Here is a 16,980-nt window from a genome sequence, read left to right as displayed (position 1 = left end):
TTTTTATGACCCGTATCTTTTTCGCTATCTCAAACGTTCTATATATAAACAGTAAAAGGAGGGATGTATTAATGAGGAGGGAAATACAAAATATAGACGATTTATATCAAAAACTTGATCATTATTGCAAGTACCTTTCGCTGGATAAATGGGAGCGGGAAGATTTAATCCAGGATGCTATTTTAAAAGCGCTGGAGAATTATAAAGAGAAAGATATTACACCTGCTTTGCTTAAAAAAATTGCCAATAATCAATTGATTGATAAGATAAGAAAAAAGCAAGAAATGATTGGAATCAAAACAAACGAAACAGGAATAGAAAAAAACAGTTTAACTTCCATGATGCTGGCAGAATTACTAGCTGAAAAACTGACATTTAAACAAGGAATTGTTTATATGCTCGTAGAAGGATTTCAATTTCGCTTAAAAGAAGTTGGCGAATTGTTAAATATGACAGAAACTGCTGTGAAATCGATATTATTTCGGGCCAGAAATCAAGTGAAAAAAGAAAATACAATAGTGAAAGTTCCTTATGATGAAAATAAGGAAATCATTCGAAGCATGTACTATGAAGTACTAAAGAAAGAAGATCCAGCTATTCTAATTAATTCTATCTATAAAGACATCATTTTAGTGAAAAAAGCGAAAAAATATTTGTCTCACCAAACAATGCTTATGGCAGCTTAAAAAAATTATCGGTACGGGAGGCTATAAAAATGAGTACAATTCCTTATGTAATTGAACAATCAGCAAATGGAGAAAGATCCTATGATATTTATTCTCGGCTTTTGAAGGATAGAATTATCATGCTTGGGGATGAAATCAATGACCAAGTAGCTAATAACATTGTGGCTCAACTGCTATTTCTCGCAGCAGAAGATCCGGAAAAAGATATTTCTTTATATATTAATAGTCCTGGTGGCTCAACTTCTGCTGGCTTTGCTATTTATGATACGATGCACTATATTAAACCAGATGTTCGTACAATTTGCACAGGCATGGCTGCATCCTTTGGGGCGTTACTGCTTCTCGCAGGTGAGAAAGGAAAAAGATATGCTTTACCGAATAGCGAAATTATGATACATCAGCCGCTTGGAGGAACGAGGGGACAGGCGACCGAAATTGAAATATCAGCGAAAAGGATATTAAAGTTGAAAGAACATATTAATCAAATTATTGCAGATAAAACTGGTCAAACTATTGAAAAAATTGCCAATGATACGGAAAGAGATTATTTTATGAGTGCAGGGGAAGCCAAAAATTATGGGATTGTGGATGAGATAATTACTGCAAAATAAAAAAGGAAGAAGGTATCCGTTTATTAGTGGATGCCTTTTTTAATGCTTTTAAGGGAACTAGCGCCTAGTCTCTTTTCATGTATAATAGAAAGAGAAAATAAAATATTAGGTTGGAAAGTTAAAGGTGGCAAAATGGAAATTGTAACAGTGCAAATTGAAACACCATTTGAAAAAAATTTACTAAATGGTAATCCCTTAATATATAAAGACGCTATTGCGACTAACCTTGATTTAGAAGAAGGGCAAATTATAGATGTTGTAACGAAAAAGAATAAATTTATCGGCAGAGGCTATTACGCCATTCAAAATAAGGGAATTGGTTGGATTTTAACTAGAGAAAAGAACAAGTCAATTGACCGTACTTTTTTTGAAGAACAATTAAAGAAAGCGATTGATAAAAGAGTTACCTATTTTAAAGATACAGAAACAACTGCTTTCCGTATTTTTAATGGGGAAGGCGATGGAATAGGCGGATTCTCTGTAGATCTCTATCAAAATTATCTTCTAATACAATGGTATAGTATTGGAATATACAAATACAAAAGCTTGATTGTTGAATCTTTACTGCACCTCTTAGATGTGGAGGGAATTTATGAGAAAAAAAGATTTGACGATAATGGAACTTATATGGAAGATGATGATTTTGTCGCTGGGAAAAAGGGCGATTTTCCAATCACTATTTTAGAAAACGGTGTTAAATATTCGGTGAATTTAAATGAAGGTGCAATGACAGGGATTTTTTTAGATCAAAAAGATGTTCGTAAAACTATCCGTGATAAATACGCGAGAGGAAAGAATGTCCTTAATACCTTTTCCTATACAGGTGCATTTTCAGTCGCGGCAGCTGTTGGTGGCAGTGTATCGACAACGAGTGTCGATTTAGCAAATCGGAGTAAACAAAAAACAGCGGATAATTTTCTGTTAAATGGAATCGACGTATCCAAGCAAAAAATTATGGTAGAAGATGTTTTTCATTATTTTAAATACGCTGTAAAGAAACAACTTTCCTTCGATATGGTTATATTAGATCCACCAAGTTTCGCTCGTTCAAAAAAGCATACGTTTCGAGCTGCAAAAGACTATACGAATTTATTAAGGGAAGCAATTGCCATTACGAATCAAAATGGAATTATTGTTGCTTCCACTAATTGTGCAACCTTTGATATGAAAAAGTTCAGAAGTTTTATTGAAGCAGCTTTTAATCAGCAAAAAGAAAGGTATCAAATTGTTGAGCAATTCGGCTTACCCAATGATTTTGCGAATATTAAAGAAGTAAAGGAAAGCAATTATCTAAAAGTTGTTTTTATAAAAAAATTGAAATGATATTTTAGGATATTATTTTAACGTTGAGATCCAAAAAAAGGATTTTGCTTCTATGATGCGAAATCCTTTTTTTTATAAAAAGAAGGGTTTACGTTGTGAAGAAACACTTGTAATCTAATAAAGAAAGATTACTTTTTTTAGGCTTTGCCCTAAATAAAATATTTTTGTTTAAAAAGGAGAAACAGTGAATGACGATTAAAGCAATTCTTTTTGACTTGGATGATACGTTATTATGGGATAAAAAAAGTGTACAAGAAGCTTTCTTAAAGACTTGTAAATTGGCAGAAGAAAGATATAATATTTCAGCTGAACGTTTAGAAGAAGCGGTACGAAAAGAAGCAAGAGCTTTATATGAAGGCTATGATACCTATGCATTTACGAAAATGATAGGTATTAATCCATTTGAAGGACTTTGGGGAGAGTTTCTAGAAGAACATGATTTCTTTCCAAAAATGAGAGAGCTTATTCCTGTTTATCAAAAAGAAGCATGGACAAAAGGATTGTTAACATTAGGGATCCATGATCACAACTTCGGTGAAGAACTAGCTAAAGCTTTTCCAGAGAACAGAAAGAAATCACCTTATGTTTTTGAAGAAACATTTTCAGTTCTTGATCAATTAAAGGGGAAATATTCTTTATTATTATTAACGAACGGATCTCCTCATTTGCAAAATACAAAGCTATCCATCACACCAGAGATTTCTCCTTATTTCGATTATATTGTTATTTCTGGAGATTTTGGGAGAGGAAAGCCTGATCCTTCCATCTTTGAGCATGCCGTTTCTCTAGTAGGTGTAGACAAATCAGAATGCTTGATGGTTGGTGATAATTTAATGACAGATATTTTAGGGGCAAACCGTACGGGAATTAAGTCAGTCTGGATTAATCGTGAAAATGTTATAAACCAAGAAATCCAGCCAACATATGAAATTCATCATCTTCAGGAATTATTCTCTATATTGAAACAAAAAGAATAAAAGTCTGGTAATCATAAGGAGTGTTTTATTGTTCCTTGTGGTTACACAGACTTTTTCATTTTTTATATAGCGAATCTTTAGTCTAATTTTCTGACCGGTCGTTTGGCAAGATATGTCTATATGGAACAGGTGACGCTAAAATAACAGAGGTATTAATGGTGCCGTATGGAATTAGACGATCAACCAAGTTTCTCATTCCGTCTATTCCAGAAACAGCTGCTTTAATTATATAACTCACAGTACCGGTTACGCGATGGCATTCAATAATATCCGTTTCTGTTTTGATAAACTCCTCAAATGCATGAGGCTCTTCTTTTAGTTCACTAATTTGAATAAATAATAGTGTTTCTCTCCCTAACTTTGCAGGAGATATTCTTGCGCTAAATTCTAAAATAATCCCTTTTTCTTGCAGTCTTAATAACCTTTCCGAAACGCTTGGACGGCTTAAAGCTAATTTTTTGGATAAATCACTAACTGTAATTCTTGCATCTTCCTGTAAAATTTTAAGTAGTTGTATGTCAACTTTATCCATTTTAACGAATGCTCCTTTTTGCAAATTGAATGTAATCGCACAAATATTCATGCGAAATTGAAGATGTACAAGATAATTACATTCATATTGGTATGTAAAAATGCTTCGATATATTCTATCATTATATATGTAAGAATTACACCCAAAAAACCACATGTTTATAGGATTTCATCAATGAATCCTCGTTTACCTTCCACTTATAATCATTACTATAGGAGTGTATGTAGTTGAAAAAAATAATTGTTATGATGTTTGGATGTTTAATTACATCATTTGGTCTGTATTTATTAAAAGGATCTGCGATTGTCACTGGAGGAACAGCAGGACTTGCATTAAGTGTATCTTATTTGCTACCTATTTCTTTTTCCATCTTATTTACTTTAATAAACATTCCATTTTATATTTTATCTTATTTTAAAATGGGCAAAAAATTTACTTTGTCCACCATATTAGCGGTTTCGTTAGTTACTTTCTTTTCTTATTTACTTTCCCTCATTCTTCCGCCATTTGCCCTTTATCCTTTATTAGGTTCCATGATCGGTGGTGTTATTATTGGAATAGGAACAATTATTTTGTTTATGAATGGTTCGTCCTTAGGGGGCGCACAAATTCTCTCTATTACGCTTCAAAAACAATTTAATTGGAATATGGGGAAAACAAATTTTATTTTTGATACAATCGTTATTTTAATTGGCTTGTATAGTGTTGGACTAGTTAGAGGCCTATACAGCATTGTATCAGTATTTATTATTTCCTTTATGATGAGTACTTTTAAGGAAAAAATAGCACATCGAAATACAAGCAAAAGTAATATAGAAAAAGTTCCTACAGTTGTTGAAACACAGTCTGTTTAACGGCAAAATAAAGAGGCTGGGACATAAGTATTCCAGCCAAGGATAATTCCGAACAATTATACGAAGATGCTAATGAATGTTCCGTATAATTGTTCGGGCTTTTATTTGTTTTTCAAAGGATGTTTCCATGAAGTTTGGTGCGATTCCCCGCAGCCGGAATACACTTCGCTTTCCATGGGGCTCGCGCTGAGCCGCTTCGGCCTGTGGCCTGCAGGGTCTCAGACTGTCTCGCTAATCCCATAGGAGTCTTCGTGTATTCCGGCTGCTCTGTTTTTCCAACTAATTATATTTCCTCTTGTAAAAAGTATGCGAAAGCAGCCGCTATTTACTAGCTATATTAGAAATTGTTCGTCTTTACAGAGTATCTATTTAGTTATGTCCCATCCTCTATTTTTATAAAGTTTATTATAAAGGAAAAATTAATTGACAGTGATAATCATTTTCATTTAAAATAATAACAAATAAACGAAAAGAATAGGAAGGTGTAAGATATAATGAAAAATGATTTCATTGTTTTAGCTCCATTTCAATATATGATCGAATGTACCTGTCCTAGACCTGAACATTCATTCATTCTAGATTTACATAAAGGTGATATCATTACGGTTACTGAGGAAAGAAAGTACGTTGATTCACTTGGCTGGCTTTTACTTGTCATGATAAAGGATTATAGTTTTTTCATGTTTGTGGATGAAATCGAAGAATTTATCTCCAGTAAAAAGATTACATCTTTACTGGACATGGAATTGAGAATGAATTATTTAGAATATAAAGTAAATGAGTCTTTAGATGGCTTGAATAAAGAGCAATTTGATTTATTTGCAAGTGAACTTAATGATTTAAAATCTATTCAAAAAGATCTTGCGGTGATCTAGCGTTATAAATGGTAAAGTAGCAATTCCAATCTGTTGTTGGGTTGCTTTTTATTTTGGGTACTTAAGATTATGAATGTTAGCTGTTGGTATGTTTGGCTGCTACGTTTGTAGTAATTCTAAGAAATTTCTCTAAAAAGTCTTGATTATTTGCAAACGCCGGAATAGGAGATTACAATAGAGTGGTATTAGAAGAAGGCAAATGTTTGCTTAGGAGGATTATTAGAATGAAAGTCAAAATAAACAGACACGCGGTAAAAGTTCTCAATCAAATGCTAGAAAAGGCTGAAGAAGGAGAAATGATTCGCGTATACATAACTGAGAATCATGGAAACCATGCTCATTATGATCTGAAATTGGACCAAAAGACTGAGCATGATGAAATTGTTCAATCTGATAAGGACATTCCTATTTTATTGGATACAAGAGAGGCAGAGTTCTTGGATGGTGTATGGATTCAATATTTCCATGTTCCACAACCAGGTTTTACAATTTATAATCCATCAAAAGAACATCATCATCATTAAAAAAAGGAAGTGGAGACACTTCCTTTTTTTTGGCTGTTTTCTAAAAGATTGTTGCTTTCTCAATAGAAAAAATCAATTAATGAGTAAATCTGAGCAGCCTGAATACACGTAGACTCCTGTGGGATTAGCGAGACAGCCTGAGACCCTGCAGGCCAAAGGCAGACCGCGGCTCAGCGCGAGCCCCACGGAAAGCGGAGTGTATTCAGGCTGCGGGTCATAGCAACAAAATTTACGAAAACAGCCTTTTTTTACACTTCCTAAAAATTAATTTCTCAAAAACGATATTTCCATCCTGGTTATTATATGCTAATGTTTTCTACTAAATGGAACCTGTACTAAATAAAATCCGTCAAATTTAAATAACTTTACGCAAAAAGGTTTACACATTTAAATATTTAGGTTATATACATTATGTAACCAAAATTATGAGATTCAAGTAAATATAATGAATAGCCTATTTATTTCCATAAATACTCAAAAATAGATTGAAAATACTCTGTTTTTTGTTATCGATGAATAATTGATATAAATATTAGATAAATTATTCGAAATCTATCTTTTCTATCTATTAATTATTGATTTTTGTTAATGAATTTTTAAAAGATTAGTGATAGGATTAATGGTAATAAAGTATTTATGTAAAAAAATTTAGATTAAGGGATGGTAATCTAATGACAACAACGATAAAAGGAAATGAGAGCAGTTTACCTTTACGGAAAGATGTCAAACACCTTGGTAATATTCTTGGTGAAGTGCTTATCCACCATGGTGGCCAAGAATTATTAGAAAAGGTAGAGGTAATTCGTAAGTTAGCAAAAGAACTGCGCGAAACAAATAATGAACATACATATAACCAATTAAAGCTTGAAATGGAAAAATTAGATAAACCTGTTCGCCGACAAGTAATTCGTGCGTTTTCGAAATATTTCCATTTAGTGAATGTTGCTGAATTAAATCATCGCATTCGTCGAAGAAGAGAATATCAATTGAGTCAAGAAAAAGGCGTACAGCCGTATTCAATTGATCGTGCAATAATGGCATTTAAACAAAAGGATTTATCGGAAGAAACGATTCAAGAGGTGTTAAATACTCTTTCGCTAGAACTAATCATTACTGCACATCCAACAGAATCAACAAAACGTACAATTTTAGAGATTCAAAAAAGAATTGCTACTATCATGAAACAGCTTGATAATCCAATGTTAACGAAAAAAGAGCGACAACAGTTAGACGAAGATCTTTTTGAAGAAATCACGATTATGTGGCAAACAGATGAGCTTCGTCAAGAACGTCCTACTGTAATGGATGAAGTAAGAAATGGGCTTTATTATTTCGATCAGACTTTGTTTGATGTTTTGCCAGAAATTCATCAAGAAGTTCAGGATGCGCTCCTCGAAAACTATCCTAACTTTGAGTGGAAAGTACCTAATTTCCTATGGTTTGGTTCTTGGATCGGGGGAGACCGAGATGGTAATCCGAATGTAACTCCGGATGTTACATGGCAAACACTTCATAAACAAAATGAATTGGTAATTCAGAAATACATGGATGCAGTTGACGAATTAATGAAGAAATTTAGCCATTCTACCAATCGTGTAAAAGTTAGCTCAAAGCTAATTCAATCCATTATAGAGGAAGAACAGTTATATTTGACTCCTGAAAAAAAATGGCCGGTTGAAAAAGAAGTTTATCGCAGAAAGTTTTCAGTAATTTTGGAAAGATTAAGGGAATATGGGAAGTCTGATAAAGGCTATGTGAAAGTACAAGAGCTATTAGATGATTTATTTTTAATCCAAGAAAGTTTTGCGTTGCATCAACCTAAAGCACATCAGCAAAAGGATTTACAAAAAATGATTCGTCAGGTTCAACTGTTTGGATTCCATTTAGCAACATTGGATATTCGTAATCATAGTGGGGAGCATGAAGCTGCTATTGATGAGATTTTACGTAAAGTTGGCATAACAGATGATTATAAAAACTTACCGGAAAACGAAAAGTTGCGCATACTTGAAACTGTCTTAAATGATCCACGTCCGATTCTTTTATTAAATGAGGATTATTCAGATGAAACACAGGAAATGATTAGTACATTTTCCATGATAAGAGAGGCGCATAAGAAATTTGGAGAACGTGCTATTAATGTATACTTAGTAAGTATGACTCGTTCACCAAGTGATATTCTAGAAGTGCTTGTATTAGCAAAAGAAGCTGGAATTTATCGCTTACATGCAGATGGCACGGTTGAGAGTCGTTTAAATGTTGCACCATTGTTAGAAACGATTGATGACTTAGTTGCTGGACCTGAAATTATTGAAACATTATTCCGTATGCCCGTTTATCGAGAGCACTTAAGACAGCATAATGATCAACAGGAAATTATGTTAGGATATTCTGATGGTAGTAAAGATGGCGGTACCTTAACAGCGAATTGGAAATTATACAAAGCACAGCGTGAAATTCATGAAATGGCAAGTAACTATCAAATCGGCTTAAAGTTTTTCCATGGTCGTGGTGGTTCGCTTGGTCGTGGTGGCGGTCCATTAAATAAAAGTATCCTTTCTCAACCAGCTGAAACATTAGGAGATGGGGTAAAAATCACGGAACAAGGGGAAGTATTATCTTCGCGTTATTTATTGGAAGATATCGCTTTTAGAAGCTTAGAGCAAGCAACTTCCACTTTGCTTATGGCAATTGCCCATATATCAAAGGATATTAGCGAGCATAAAGAGGAAAGAAGTCTTTGGGAAGATTGCATGGAAGAAATTTCTGCTATTTCTCTTGCTAAATATCAATCGTTAGTATTTAATGATCCTGATTTTATGACTTATTTTAAAGAAGCAACACCTTTAAATGAAATAGGTAATTTAAAAATTGGTTCGAGACCAATGAGTAGAAAAAATAAAACAACGTTTGACAATTTACGTGCAATTCCATGGGTATTTGCTTGGACGCAAAGCAGACAACTACTTCCAGCTTGGTATGCGTCTGGTACAGGACTTTCTGAATTCGCCCAACAAAAGCCAGGCAATCTTGAAATTCTAAAGCAAATGTATGCGAAGTGGCCATTCTTCCGCTCAACAATCGATAATTTACAGATGGCTTTAATGAAGGCAGATTTAACAACTGCTAGAGAATATTCTTCTCTTGTTGAGGATGAAGCAATTGGGAATCGTATTTATCAAATTATTAAAGAAGAATATAATAAAACAAAAACGATCTTGCTAGAAATAACAGGAATTGAAGAATTACTTGATCACACTCCTTCTATTCAAGAATCAGTTTATAGAAGAAATCCATATGTAGATCCATTGAATTTCTTCCAAGTAGAGTTAATTAAACAGCTTCGTGAACAGGAAATTCCAGATAAGGAATTATTGAACCAAGTTCTTTTAACAATTAATGGTATTGCTGCCGGTTTACGTAATACAGGTTGATTTAGAAATAGAGAAGGCAATATAAACAGACTGGGACAAAACAAAATATAAGTGTATTCAGGCTGCGGGTGATCACCACAAACCTTCTTTCTTAAAATGAATAATACCCCAAACGGATTATACGAACTTTTCTTAGCATGTACGTATAATCGTTTGGGGTTATTTGGTTGAAAATACTTATGTCCCAGCTTCTTTTTTGACCTTTAAAAAAATATAAGTTTTAAAGCAAATTTGTGTCTAGCTGTAAGTACTTTGGAGCTGATGTGTATGTGATTAAATTATTTATATGCTGCTAAAAATTCTTCAACTTGTTCAGGTGTTTTTGCATTAGCACTATGTAAATGACCGATTTTTTCGCCGTTTTTAAAAATTAGTAGGCTTGGTATTCCCATTACATCGTATTTTTCAGCTATTTCTGGCAGTTCATCTTTATTTAGGGTATACCATGTTTTGTCATTATTTGCTTCAACGATATCGTCAATGAACATATCCATTCTTGTACAATCTGGACACCAAGTCGTAAAAAACTTTACAATATTTATTTCTCCATTATTAATAATTTCTTCAAATACATCTACTGTTTTAATTTCTTTCATTTTTAAACTCCTCATTTTAAAATATTCCTTTTAACTATTAATAAGTTATTATTATTTATTATACACATTGCACACACTTATTTCCTGCAAAAATGCTTCCTTTTTTATTTTTATATGAAAGACAAGCATTTTATTTGCATTATGACGTTAGAAAGATAAGAATATACAAAGTAGGAGATTAAGGCTGCGAAGAGATAGATATCGAAAAGAAGTTATATTGCCATTATAAAGTGAAACTTCCATCATGGGGGAGTTTCCTTCCTCCCCCATGATGGTTAGGTGAACCAATCGGACCGGACAGTTGATCTCCCAGTTATCTTCCTCGTGTACTCATAAACTTGAGGCGGGAGTCTTACTGTTCGTTAAGAGTGGGATAAAATTATGCGAAAGCAGCTATTTTTGGACAGTTTTTTTCGTTATAATAAACGAGATGTTGTCATATGATAAAAAGGGTCAATTTTACGGTTTCAAGTAAGAGGAGGTTACAAATGAGCTCAACAAAAATAAACATTGCACCAGTGGAAAATACGTACATACGGTTAATATTAGCAATCGAAAATATGGATAAAGAAAAATTAGTAGATCTAGGTGATTCCTATTTACTGAAACTGAATAAGAAAAATAAAAGCGGTAACGAGCTGCACTTTTCCATGCTATTTAATAAAAAGCTAATGAACAAAGTAGCTCGAAGTACGAATCCAACTGTTAATATTACGAAGAATAAAAATCTTATTTCTCTTGAAATTACTATAATGCTTGATTTAACAGAGCCAACGAAAGAAGATAATTACTACTGGATTAAAAAAGAGTTCGCAACCACGCCAGCTTTTGAAATCTCCTACAAAATGAACGAAGAATATTTTGATAAAAAAGTTTTACAGCATCTAAATAAACAGGATGCTAGTGAAGAAAGTACAGAAGTTTAAAAAGGATCGGTCTCTTAACTTGAGACCGATCCTTTGGTTTAAAAGAGTATTTCCAATTATTCTGTAATTAATCCTAGCCATTTTAAACCATTGTATATTCCTGAATCTGTCACAGAAGTTGTTTTATGTTTTGCATACGAGAACAACATCTCGTGAGCATTTCCCATTGCGAAGCCTTCTCCGACTACTTGGAGCATTTCTTTGTCGTTAAGGCCATCTCCAAAGGCAATGGAAGATGCTTTTTCGATGTCCAATTTTTTTAGAATAAGGGATACGGCAAATCCTTTATTGACTTTATCGCTAATGACATCATAAGAATGCCTGAATCCATCAATGTTTACTTGCGAAAGGTGAACGTCAGGGAATGCTTCGTATAAAGCAATATCTTCTTCTTTTAAGTTTACAACGGTTATTCCAAGGATGTTTTCTTTTTCATCTGTCGTAAAGGCTCTATTCTTCTTTAGATGGAATTTTGCACTAAATTGTTTCGTCATTTCTCCTTCAGGATGTGAAAGTAGATTATGAGTATTTGTATATAAAATTAGTTCATTTCCTTTTTCGTTTGCAATCTCTAAGTATTTGGTTACTAAGTCAGGGCTCATTGGTTGTCTAAATACATCTTTACCATTATGTATAGCGTAAGCGCCATTGTATCCGATAAACGATTGAATGGCAAGTGTTTCACCAATATTGGAAATTTCATGTAGTGGTCTACCCGTTGCTAAAAAGACTTCTAATCCTTTTTCTTTCATTAATTGTACTGCTATTTTCGTTGAATCTTGAATCGTATCTTCCGGTGTTAAGATGGTTCCGTCAATATCAAGAAATAAAATTTTATAATTTGTAGACATTTTTACCTCCAGTTAATACATACTATTACGTTTCTCCATACCATACTATCATATAAAAAGCGCAAAAGAAAAAGAGTAACCAAAAATTGAAAAATTTTTTGATTACTCTTTAAGTATTTATACATAAGATTTATCGTTATATACTTATGTAAAAATCAAGAAAAAATTCTCCACCATTGACGCCTTTTTTCTTGAGAGGCAGCAGTATGGCGAAAGGTTTGTACTAATTCTTGAAAATTTCTTTCTCTTTGTTTGATTTCTTTATTCATTTGTTCTCTTTCTAACCGGAGAGTTTCCATTAAATATTGATCATTTTCATTTAACTGTTCCACTGTTTTATTTAATTCTTCGTTCGATTTAGAAAGATGTTCAATCATTGATTTAATTTCCTTAGTGGAAGAAACATTTGATGTCCATTGTTTGGAATATGTTTTTCTTTCCGCTTTTGATATTTGAGAAAGTTTCTTGATTTTAGACTGAATTTCTTCATATCCCGTTGCTGTTTTTTCCGTATTTTTATGTAATAGTTCAGAAAACTCTTCCAAATGTTCGCTAGTTTTCTCCTGTGTTTTGTTCACTGAATTTGTAATATGATGAATTGTTTCTTCACTGCCAGCTTTAATTTCCTTCGTAATTGTTTCTAATACTTCTTTTTTAAGCCCATTACGGATCTCATCTTTGACTTCTTCTAGAAAATCTTGCTTGTAATTTTCCAAGGAAGAAAGAAGGATGCGGAAATTTTGTTCAGCAGTAGGTGATGGTGTAGATTCTATAGACTGAGCCGAATCTATTTCCTTTTTATTAACAACTTCGAAGCTTGTCTGTTCATCGTCTGCTTCCTTTTTTGGTTTTTGAACTTCTTCGTCTTTAGGTCTGTTTATGAGCATCGTCAATGTTTCTTTGACTTCTGCTGTTTTCCGTTTTTCTTTATATAAATTTTTTACTTCATGAAGTAATGTAATTTCTTTTTCTGTATAAATACGTGCCCCGGTTTTAGTTCTAGGTATCACGATAATTCCTTGTAACTCCTTTTCCCATTGTTTTAACTTAGTTGGCGTTGCAGTAAGTTTTTTAGATGCTTCTCTAATCGTATATGCTTTCATTTCTCTCTCTCCTTTGTTATATATCAACGTAATATATATGCCTCTTTATGTATTTATTTAGAGAATCGTGATGTAAATTCCTGCAACAAGACAAAAGCTATCAAAACTTCTAAATTGTTGACAATTTTCCCGATTTTTCTATTTTAGGAAATCATTTTGTTTGATGCTTTCTTCCTCTTGGTGTAGTTCTTTTCGTTAATGTATAAACTAAGAGAATCGAAAGGAATGCTGGGAGTAAAGGGGAGACAACCATATGAAAAAGAAATTTTTAATTATTCTTTCCGTCACACTTATCCTTTTTATGCAAATAAACGCAAAACATATAGAAGCAAATAGTGCGATTGTTGATGAATCAACCGTTAAACTGCGAATTTTGGAAACAACCGATATTCATTCTTACCTATTGGATTATAATTATGAGAAAAAAAAGAAAACGATTGAATTCGGATATAACCGAGTTGCTAGTTTAATCGTACAGGCAAAAAAAGAGCAAAGAAATACTCTATTGTTTGATGTTGGTGATGTCATAAAAGGAAGTCCATTAGCGGAGTATGTAGCAAGTTCCCCTATGTTTTATTCAACGGATATTCATCCGGCCTACAAAAGTATGAATTTAATGGGATATGATGCAGCAACAGTAGGTAATCATGAATTTAATTTTGGGTTGGACTTTTTATTAAACACATTAATGGGTGCTGATTTTCCCTATACAAATGCGAATATTTATGTGGATGATCGAAACGGCTACGAACAGGATGATATTCATTTTTTTCAACCGTATTTATTATTGGATAAAATGGTTGTAGCTGAAAAAGGAAAAATGGAAAATTTAAAAGTTGGAGTAATCGGATTGATCACTCCAATAACACAGGAATGGGATAAGGAACATTTTAAAGATAAACTTATTATAAAAAATATGCGTAAAACAGCAGAAGAAATCATTCCGCAAATGAAAAAAGAAGGGGCAGATTTAATCATTGCCTTAGTACATGCAGGCTTATATTCTGATCAGGATTATTGGCCAAAATCAGGTAATAACGTAAGAGATATTAGTAAGGTGGAAGGAATCGATGTTATCCTTTATGGACATTCACATGGCATTTTTCCAGTAAAGGGAGAAAAAGGACCAAAAGGAGTTAATCATGAAAAGGGATTGATTAATGGAAAACCAGCAGTGCAAGCAGGAAACTGGGGAAATCATCTTGGTATTATTGATTTAACACTTAGAAAAAAGAAGGGGAAGTGGGTGATAGCAGATTCAAAATCAACAGCAAAGCCAATTATTCGGATTATCAAAAAGAAGAAAATATCAATTGTATCGCCAATGCCGCAAATTGAATACATCCTTTCCCGTTATCAACATGATACATTGGAGTATATGAACAGCAAGGATTTATTGAATCATTTAGATTAAAACTATATTTGAAAACGAGGTTATACAAGCAATAAAGTTGAAGGGGGAATAAACAAGTACAAAATGTTATTATTTCATTTTGTACTTGTTTTTGTGTATGATAATTCTATAGATATTTTTGTTTAGCTCGTAATAGTTGGAGGGAATTGCAGTGAAAACAACCATGAATTTGGTTAATAAAGAAAAAATTAAACAGATATTAAAAGAGATGGTCGATGATGCATATGAAAATATAAAGGGAGAAGAGGTTCTACTTTGCATGGAATGCTGTGACGTCGATTTATATATTGCTGCAGATTCTTGTGAACCTTTTCTGGAAGCAGTTAGAGAAAATTTTGCATTAGATGAATTAGGCGAAATTATTGATAGGGAAGCTTATCATATTTTAATGAGGGAACTGGATGAATATTATGTGGATTTGCATATAAATTCAGGATACTATGATTACTTTCCAGCAGGCAACTATAAAGTAAACGGAAGGGAAGAGGAGTCAGAAACAAATATCCTCGCCCCAAAAGGAGTATTTTACGCACCCTTTGAAGAGGCGGTTATTAAATAAGAAAGTTTTCTAAAAAAATGCTGTTTTTTATCAGAAAAATGAATGAGTTGGAAAAATAAAACAGTCGGAATACAAGTAGACACCATGGGATTAGCAAGACAGTCTGAGACCCTGGAGGCTCATTGCGAACCCCACGGAAAGTGTATTCCGGCTCCGGGTTATTAGCAACAAATTTTCGAAAACAGCCTTAAATAAAGAAAATTCCATCAGCGGAGACTTCATCCTCCATTGGTGGTTAGTTATATTTTCCCATTTCATGCGTTTTTTTCCGCTTTTCATATTTATGAATCGAGTGAGGCCAATTTAAAATCCCATCATCTTTATCAAATTCAATGATAATATCGGATACGCCCTTTTCTGTGAGGATTTGTTTTTCAATTCGTTGTCTGATTTTATCAACTTGCTCGACCGTTAACTTACTATCGATTTCGATGCTAAGTTCGACATGAAAATCTTCTCCCTCTTTATAAACAGCAAGGCCTTGAATATCTCGTACATCTGGATCTTTCATAGCAATATTGCCGATTACACCTTGCATCTCCAAGTCAGCTTCACCAATTGCACCTGCGGCATTATCCAAGAATACTTTACCGACCACAATAAACATAAAGATTCCAATAATGATGGATACAATGCCTTCCGCTTGCTTAAAGTTTGTGTACTCCGATACGATTACTGCTAGGATTGCTAATATTCCTCCTGCTGTTGCCACGGAATCCTCTAAGAATACCAATTTAGTTGCTGGTTTTGCTGATTTCAAATAGGTAAAGCTAGAAGTGAATAATTGTAAGCCTCTAGTTTTTAAGCCAGCTGTTGTAACGATTTCTCTCATTGCCTTTATTAATACGGTAAACTCTAAGCAAACAGATATGGAAAGGACAATGATAACAAGAAAAAAGCCAGTCGATTCCTGTGGTCTAATAATATGGTCAATTCCTTCACGCACTGTTTCATATGCCATAATACCGACGATAAGAACAGCAAACAATAAAACAATATTGACAAGTCTGCCGAATCCACCAGGGAATCGTTTTGTAGGTGCTTTTTTACTCAAGGCAGAACCAATAAATACAAAAAACTGATTGGCTGCATCTCCAAGAGAGTGCATCGTTTCTGCAAACATTGCAACATTACCAGTGAGAAAATAAGCAACTCCTTTTAATAAAGAAATAATGGTATTTACAAGAGCCGCAAGGAGAGCGGAACGATTGCCGTTCTTTAATAACAATATCAATTCCTTCATTATCTTTAGTACCCTTCTTCCCTACCTATGATGCAGTCATAGCCAAATAAAAAGAGAACTTCCCTCTATATACAACCAATTAATAAATGGTTTTATGTTTATGGGAAGTCTCTATTAGCTTCTATAATTGTAAATATTACAATTAACAGAAGTCTTTTTGTAAGTCTTTGGTGCTATCACACGATTGTTGAATATGTATGTCTAAGAAGTAATAATAGTGGTTAAGTTTTAAGCTAATTCGCTTTTTTCAACTGCACTATTCCAATCAGGAAAATAATGTAGCGCATGGCGCATTAAATCTGGATGGCTTTGTTTTACTTTCTTTTTATTCATATTCATGCCACTTGTACGTAATTGTTGAATAGCCAACATTACTTCATCAGCAGTCATGTTAAGATCCATTGACTTACCTCCTTTTGATTTTGTTCTTATTGTTTACAAGTAATAAGAAAAATATACGATAGATAATAAT

The 16,980-nt window shown here is 33.4% G+C and carries 17 protein-coding genes; 11 read left to right on the top strand and 6 right to left on the bottom strand.

Annotation, left to right across the window (positions count from 1 at the left end; all coding sequences use genetic code 11):
* Positions 1-71 precede the first annotated feature (71 nt).
* The 4 genes from NST60_RS20365 (at position 72) to NST60_RS20350 (ending at position 3,597) form a co-directional block, all read left to right on the top strand.
* A complete protein-coding gene (locus NST60_RS20365) occupies positions 72-686 on the top strand; it encodes a sigma factor (RefSeq protein WP_169188655.1) in 615 nt (204 codons plus the stop codon).
* A 29-nt stretch (positions 687-715) separates the two neighbouring features.
* On the top strand, positions 716-1,297 hold the full coding sequence (gene clpP / locus NST60_RS20360) for an ATP-dependent Clp endopeptidase proteolytic subunit ClpP (protein ID WP_341100024.1): 582 nt from the start codon (positions 716-718) through the stop codon (positions 1,295-1,297).
* A 132-nt stretch (positions 1,298-1,429) separates the two neighbouring features.
* Positions 1,430-2,620 carry a class I SAM-dependent rRNA methyltransferase gene (locus tag NST60_RS20355; RefSeq protein ID WP_040343599.1) on the top strand — a complete coding sequence of 397 codons (1,191 nt, stop codon included), beginning with the start codon at positions 1,430-1,432 and terminating at the stop codon, positions 2,618-2,620.
* 188 nt (positions 2,621-2,808) lie between these two features.
* A complete protein-coding gene (locus NST60_RS20350) occupies positions 2,809-3,597 on the top strand; it encodes an HAD family hydrolase (RefSeq protein ID WP_016203640.1) in 789 nt (262 codons plus the stop codon).
* A gap of 82 nt (positions 3,598-3,679) precedes the next feature.
* Here NST60_RS20350 and NST60_RS20345 read toward each other — a convergent pair whose 3' ends face one another.
* On the bottom strand, positions 3,680-4,129 hold the full coding sequence (locus tag NST60_RS20345) for an Lrp/AsnC family transcriptional regulator (protein ID WP_016203641.1): 450 nt from the start codon (positions 4,127-4,129) through the stop codon (positions 3,680-3,682).
* Positions 4,130-4,356: 227 nt separating this feature from the next.
* Between NST60_RS20345 and NST60_RS20340 the strand changes: the two genes are divergently transcribed.
* From NST60_RS20340 to ppc, 4 genes are all read left to right on the top strand, one after another.
* Positions 4,357-4,983 (top strand): YitT family protein, encoded by a 627-nt coding sequence (locus NST60_RS20340; RefSeq protein WP_328021222.1) that lies wholly within the window; start codon positions 4,357-4,359, stop codon positions 4,981-4,983.
* Positions 4,984-5,477: 494 nt separating this feature from the next.
* Complete coding sequence (locus tag NST60_RS20335; protein ID WP_016205505.1) at positions 5,478-5,858, top strand: hypothetical protein; 381 nt, start codon at positions 5,478-5,480, stop codon at positions 5,856-5,858.
* Positions 5,859-6,082: 224 nt separating this feature from the next.
* Positions 6,083-6,382 (top strand): HesB/YadR/YfhF-family protein, encoded by a 300-nt coding sequence (locus NST60_RS20330; protein ID WP_016205504.1) that lies wholly within the window; start codon positions 6,083-6,085, stop codon positions 6,380-6,382.
* 671 nt (positions 6,383-7,053) lie between these two features.
* Positions 7,054-9,816: a phosphoenolpyruvate carboxylase gene (gene ppc, locus NST60_RS20325; protein ID WP_169188653.1), complete on the top strand. Its 2,763-nt coding sequence runs from the start codon at positions 7,054-7,056 to the stop codon at positions 9,814-9,816.
* 278 nt (positions 9,817-10,094) lie between these two features.
* On the opposite strand, the gene NST60_RS20320 is transcribed toward ppc, so the two are convergent.
* Entirely contained in the window at positions 10,095-10,412 is a 318-nt protein-coding gene (locus tag NST60_RS20320) for a thioredoxin family protein (RefSeq protein ID WP_016203643.1), read from the bottom strand.
* Positions 10,413-10,900: 488 nt separating this feature from the next.
* Here NST60_RS20320 and NST60_RS20315 point away from each other — a divergent pair, with 488 nt between their 5' ends.
* Complete coding sequence (locus NST60_RS20315) at positions 10,901-11,338, top strand: hypothetical protein (protein WP_016203644.1); 438 nt, start codon at positions 10,901-10,903, stop codon at positions 11,336-11,338.
* A gap of 56 nt (positions 11,339-11,394) precedes the next feature.
* Here the strand turns inward: NST60_RS20315 and NST60_RS20310 are convergent, their stop codons facing one another.
* Together NST60_RS20310 and NST60_RS20305 are read right to left on the bottom strand one after the other, a co-directional pair.
* Positions 11,395-12,189, bottom strand: coding sequence for an HAD family hydrolase (locus NST60_RS20310; protein ID WP_016203645.1), 795 nt, complete (start codon positions 12,187-12,189; stop codon positions 11,395-11,397).
* Between the two features lie 155 nt (positions 12,190-12,344).
* Entirely contained in the window at positions 12,345-13,292 is a 948-nt protein-coding gene (locus NST60_RS20305) for a MerR family transcriptional regulator (RefSeq protein WP_016203646.1), read from the bottom strand.
* A gap of 253 nt (positions 13,293-13,545) precedes the next feature.
* Here NST60_RS20305 and NST60_RS20300 point away from each other — a divergent pair, with 253 nt between their 5' ends.
* Both NST60_RS20300 and NST60_RS20295 read left to right on the top strand, forming a co-directional pair.
* On the top strand, positions 13,546-14,706 hold the full coding sequence (locus NST60_RS20300) for a metallophosphoesterase (protein ID WP_016203647.1): 1,161 nt from the start codon (positions 13,546-13,548) through the stop codon (positions 14,704-14,706).
* A 151-nt stretch (positions 14,707-14,857) separates the two neighbouring features.
* On the top strand, positions 14,858-15,265 hold the full coding sequence (locus NST60_RS20295; protein WP_016203648.1) for a hypothetical protein: 408 nt from the start codon (positions 14,858-14,860) through the stop codon (positions 15,263-15,265).
* Positions 15,266-15,500: 235 nt separating this feature from the next.
* On the opposite strand, the gene NST60_RS20290 is transcribed toward NST60_RS20295, so the two are convergent.
* A complete protein-coding gene (locus NST60_RS20290; protein ID WP_341100020.1) occupies positions 15,501-16,508 on the bottom strand; it encodes a cation diffusion facilitator family transporter in 1,008 nt (335 codons plus the stop codon).
* 228 nt (positions 16,509-16,736) lie between these two features.
* Positions 16,737-16,910, bottom strand: a complete 174-nt coding sequence (locus tag NST60_RS20285) for a hypothetical protein (RefSeq protein ID WP_016203650.1) — start codon at positions 16,908-16,910, stop codon at positions 16,737-16,739.
* Positions 16,911-16,980 lie beyond the last annotated feature (70 nt).

Source organism: Niallia sp. FSL W8-1348 (assembly GCF_038006745.1).
Lineage (GTDB): Bacteria > Bacillota > Bacilli > Bacillales > Cytobacillaceae > Niallia > Niallia alba.
Note: the sequence above shows the minus strand (reverse complement) of the source record. Positions and strands in the feature narration are given on the sequence as shown.

What these genes read in the sequence shown, in the direction of transcription:
- NST60_RS20365 (WP_169188655.1), top strand. Translation starts at nt 72, where the DNA reads ATGAGGAGGGAAATACAAAATATAGACGATTTATATCAAAAACTTGAT.
- clpP (WP_341100024.1), top strand. Translation starts at nt 716, where the DNA reads ATGAGTACAATTCCTTATGTAATTGAACAATCAGCAAATGGAGAAAGA.
- NST60_RS20355 (WP_040343599.1), top strand. Translation starts at nt 1,430, where the DNA reads ATGGAAATTGTAACAGTGCAAATTGAAACACCATTTGAAAAAAATTTA.
- NST60_RS20350 (WP_016203640.1), top strand. Translation starts at nt 2,809, where the DNA reads ATGACGATTAAAGCAATTCTTTTTGACTTGGATGATACGTTATTATGG.
- NST60_RS20345 (WP_016203641.1), bottom strand. Translation starts at nt 4,129, where the DNA reads ATGGATAAAGTTGACATACAACTACTTAAAATTTTACAGGAAGATGCA.
- NST60_RS20335 (WP_016205505.1), top strand. Translation starts at nt 5,478, where the DNA reads ATGAAAAATGATTTCATTGTTTTAGCTCCATTTCAATATATGATCGAA.
- NST60_RS20330 (WP_016205504.1), top strand. Translation starts at nt 6,083, where the DNA reads ATGAAAGTCAAAATAAACAGACACGCGGTAAAAGTTCTCAATCAAATG.
- ppc (WP_169188653.1), top strand. Translation starts at nt 7,054, where the DNA reads ATGACAACAACGATAAAAGGAAATGAGAGCAGTTTACCTTTACGGAAA.
- NST60_RS20320 (WP_016203643.1), bottom strand. Translation starts at nt 10,412, where the DNA reads ATGAAAGAAATTAAAACAGTAGATGTATTTGAAGAAATTATTAATAAT.
- NST60_RS20315 (WP_016203644.1), top strand. Translation starts at nt 10,901, where the DNA reads ATGAGCTCAACAAAAATAAACATTGCACCAGTGGAAAATACGTACATA.
- NST60_RS20310 (WP_016203645.1), bottom strand. Translation starts at nt 12,189, where the DNA reads ATGTCTACAAATTATAAAATTTTATTTCTTGATATTGACGGAACCATC.
- NST60_RS20305 (WP_016203646.1), bottom strand. Translation starts at nt 13,292, where the DNA reads ATGAAAGCATATACGATTAGAGAAGCATCTAAAAAACTTACTGCAACG.
- NST60_RS20300 (WP_016203647.1), top strand. Translation starts at nt 13,546, where the DNA reads ATGAAAAAGAAATTTTTAATTATTCTTTCCGTCACACTTATCCTTTTT.
- NST60_RS20290 (WP_341100020.1), bottom strand. Translation starts at nt 16,508, where the DNA reads ATGAAGGAATTGATATTGTTATTAAAGAACGGCAATCGTTCCGCTCTC.
- NST60_RS20285 (WP_016203650.1), bottom strand. Translation starts at nt 16,910, where the DNA reads ATGGATCTTAACATGACTGCTGATGAAGTAATGTTGGCTATTCAACAA.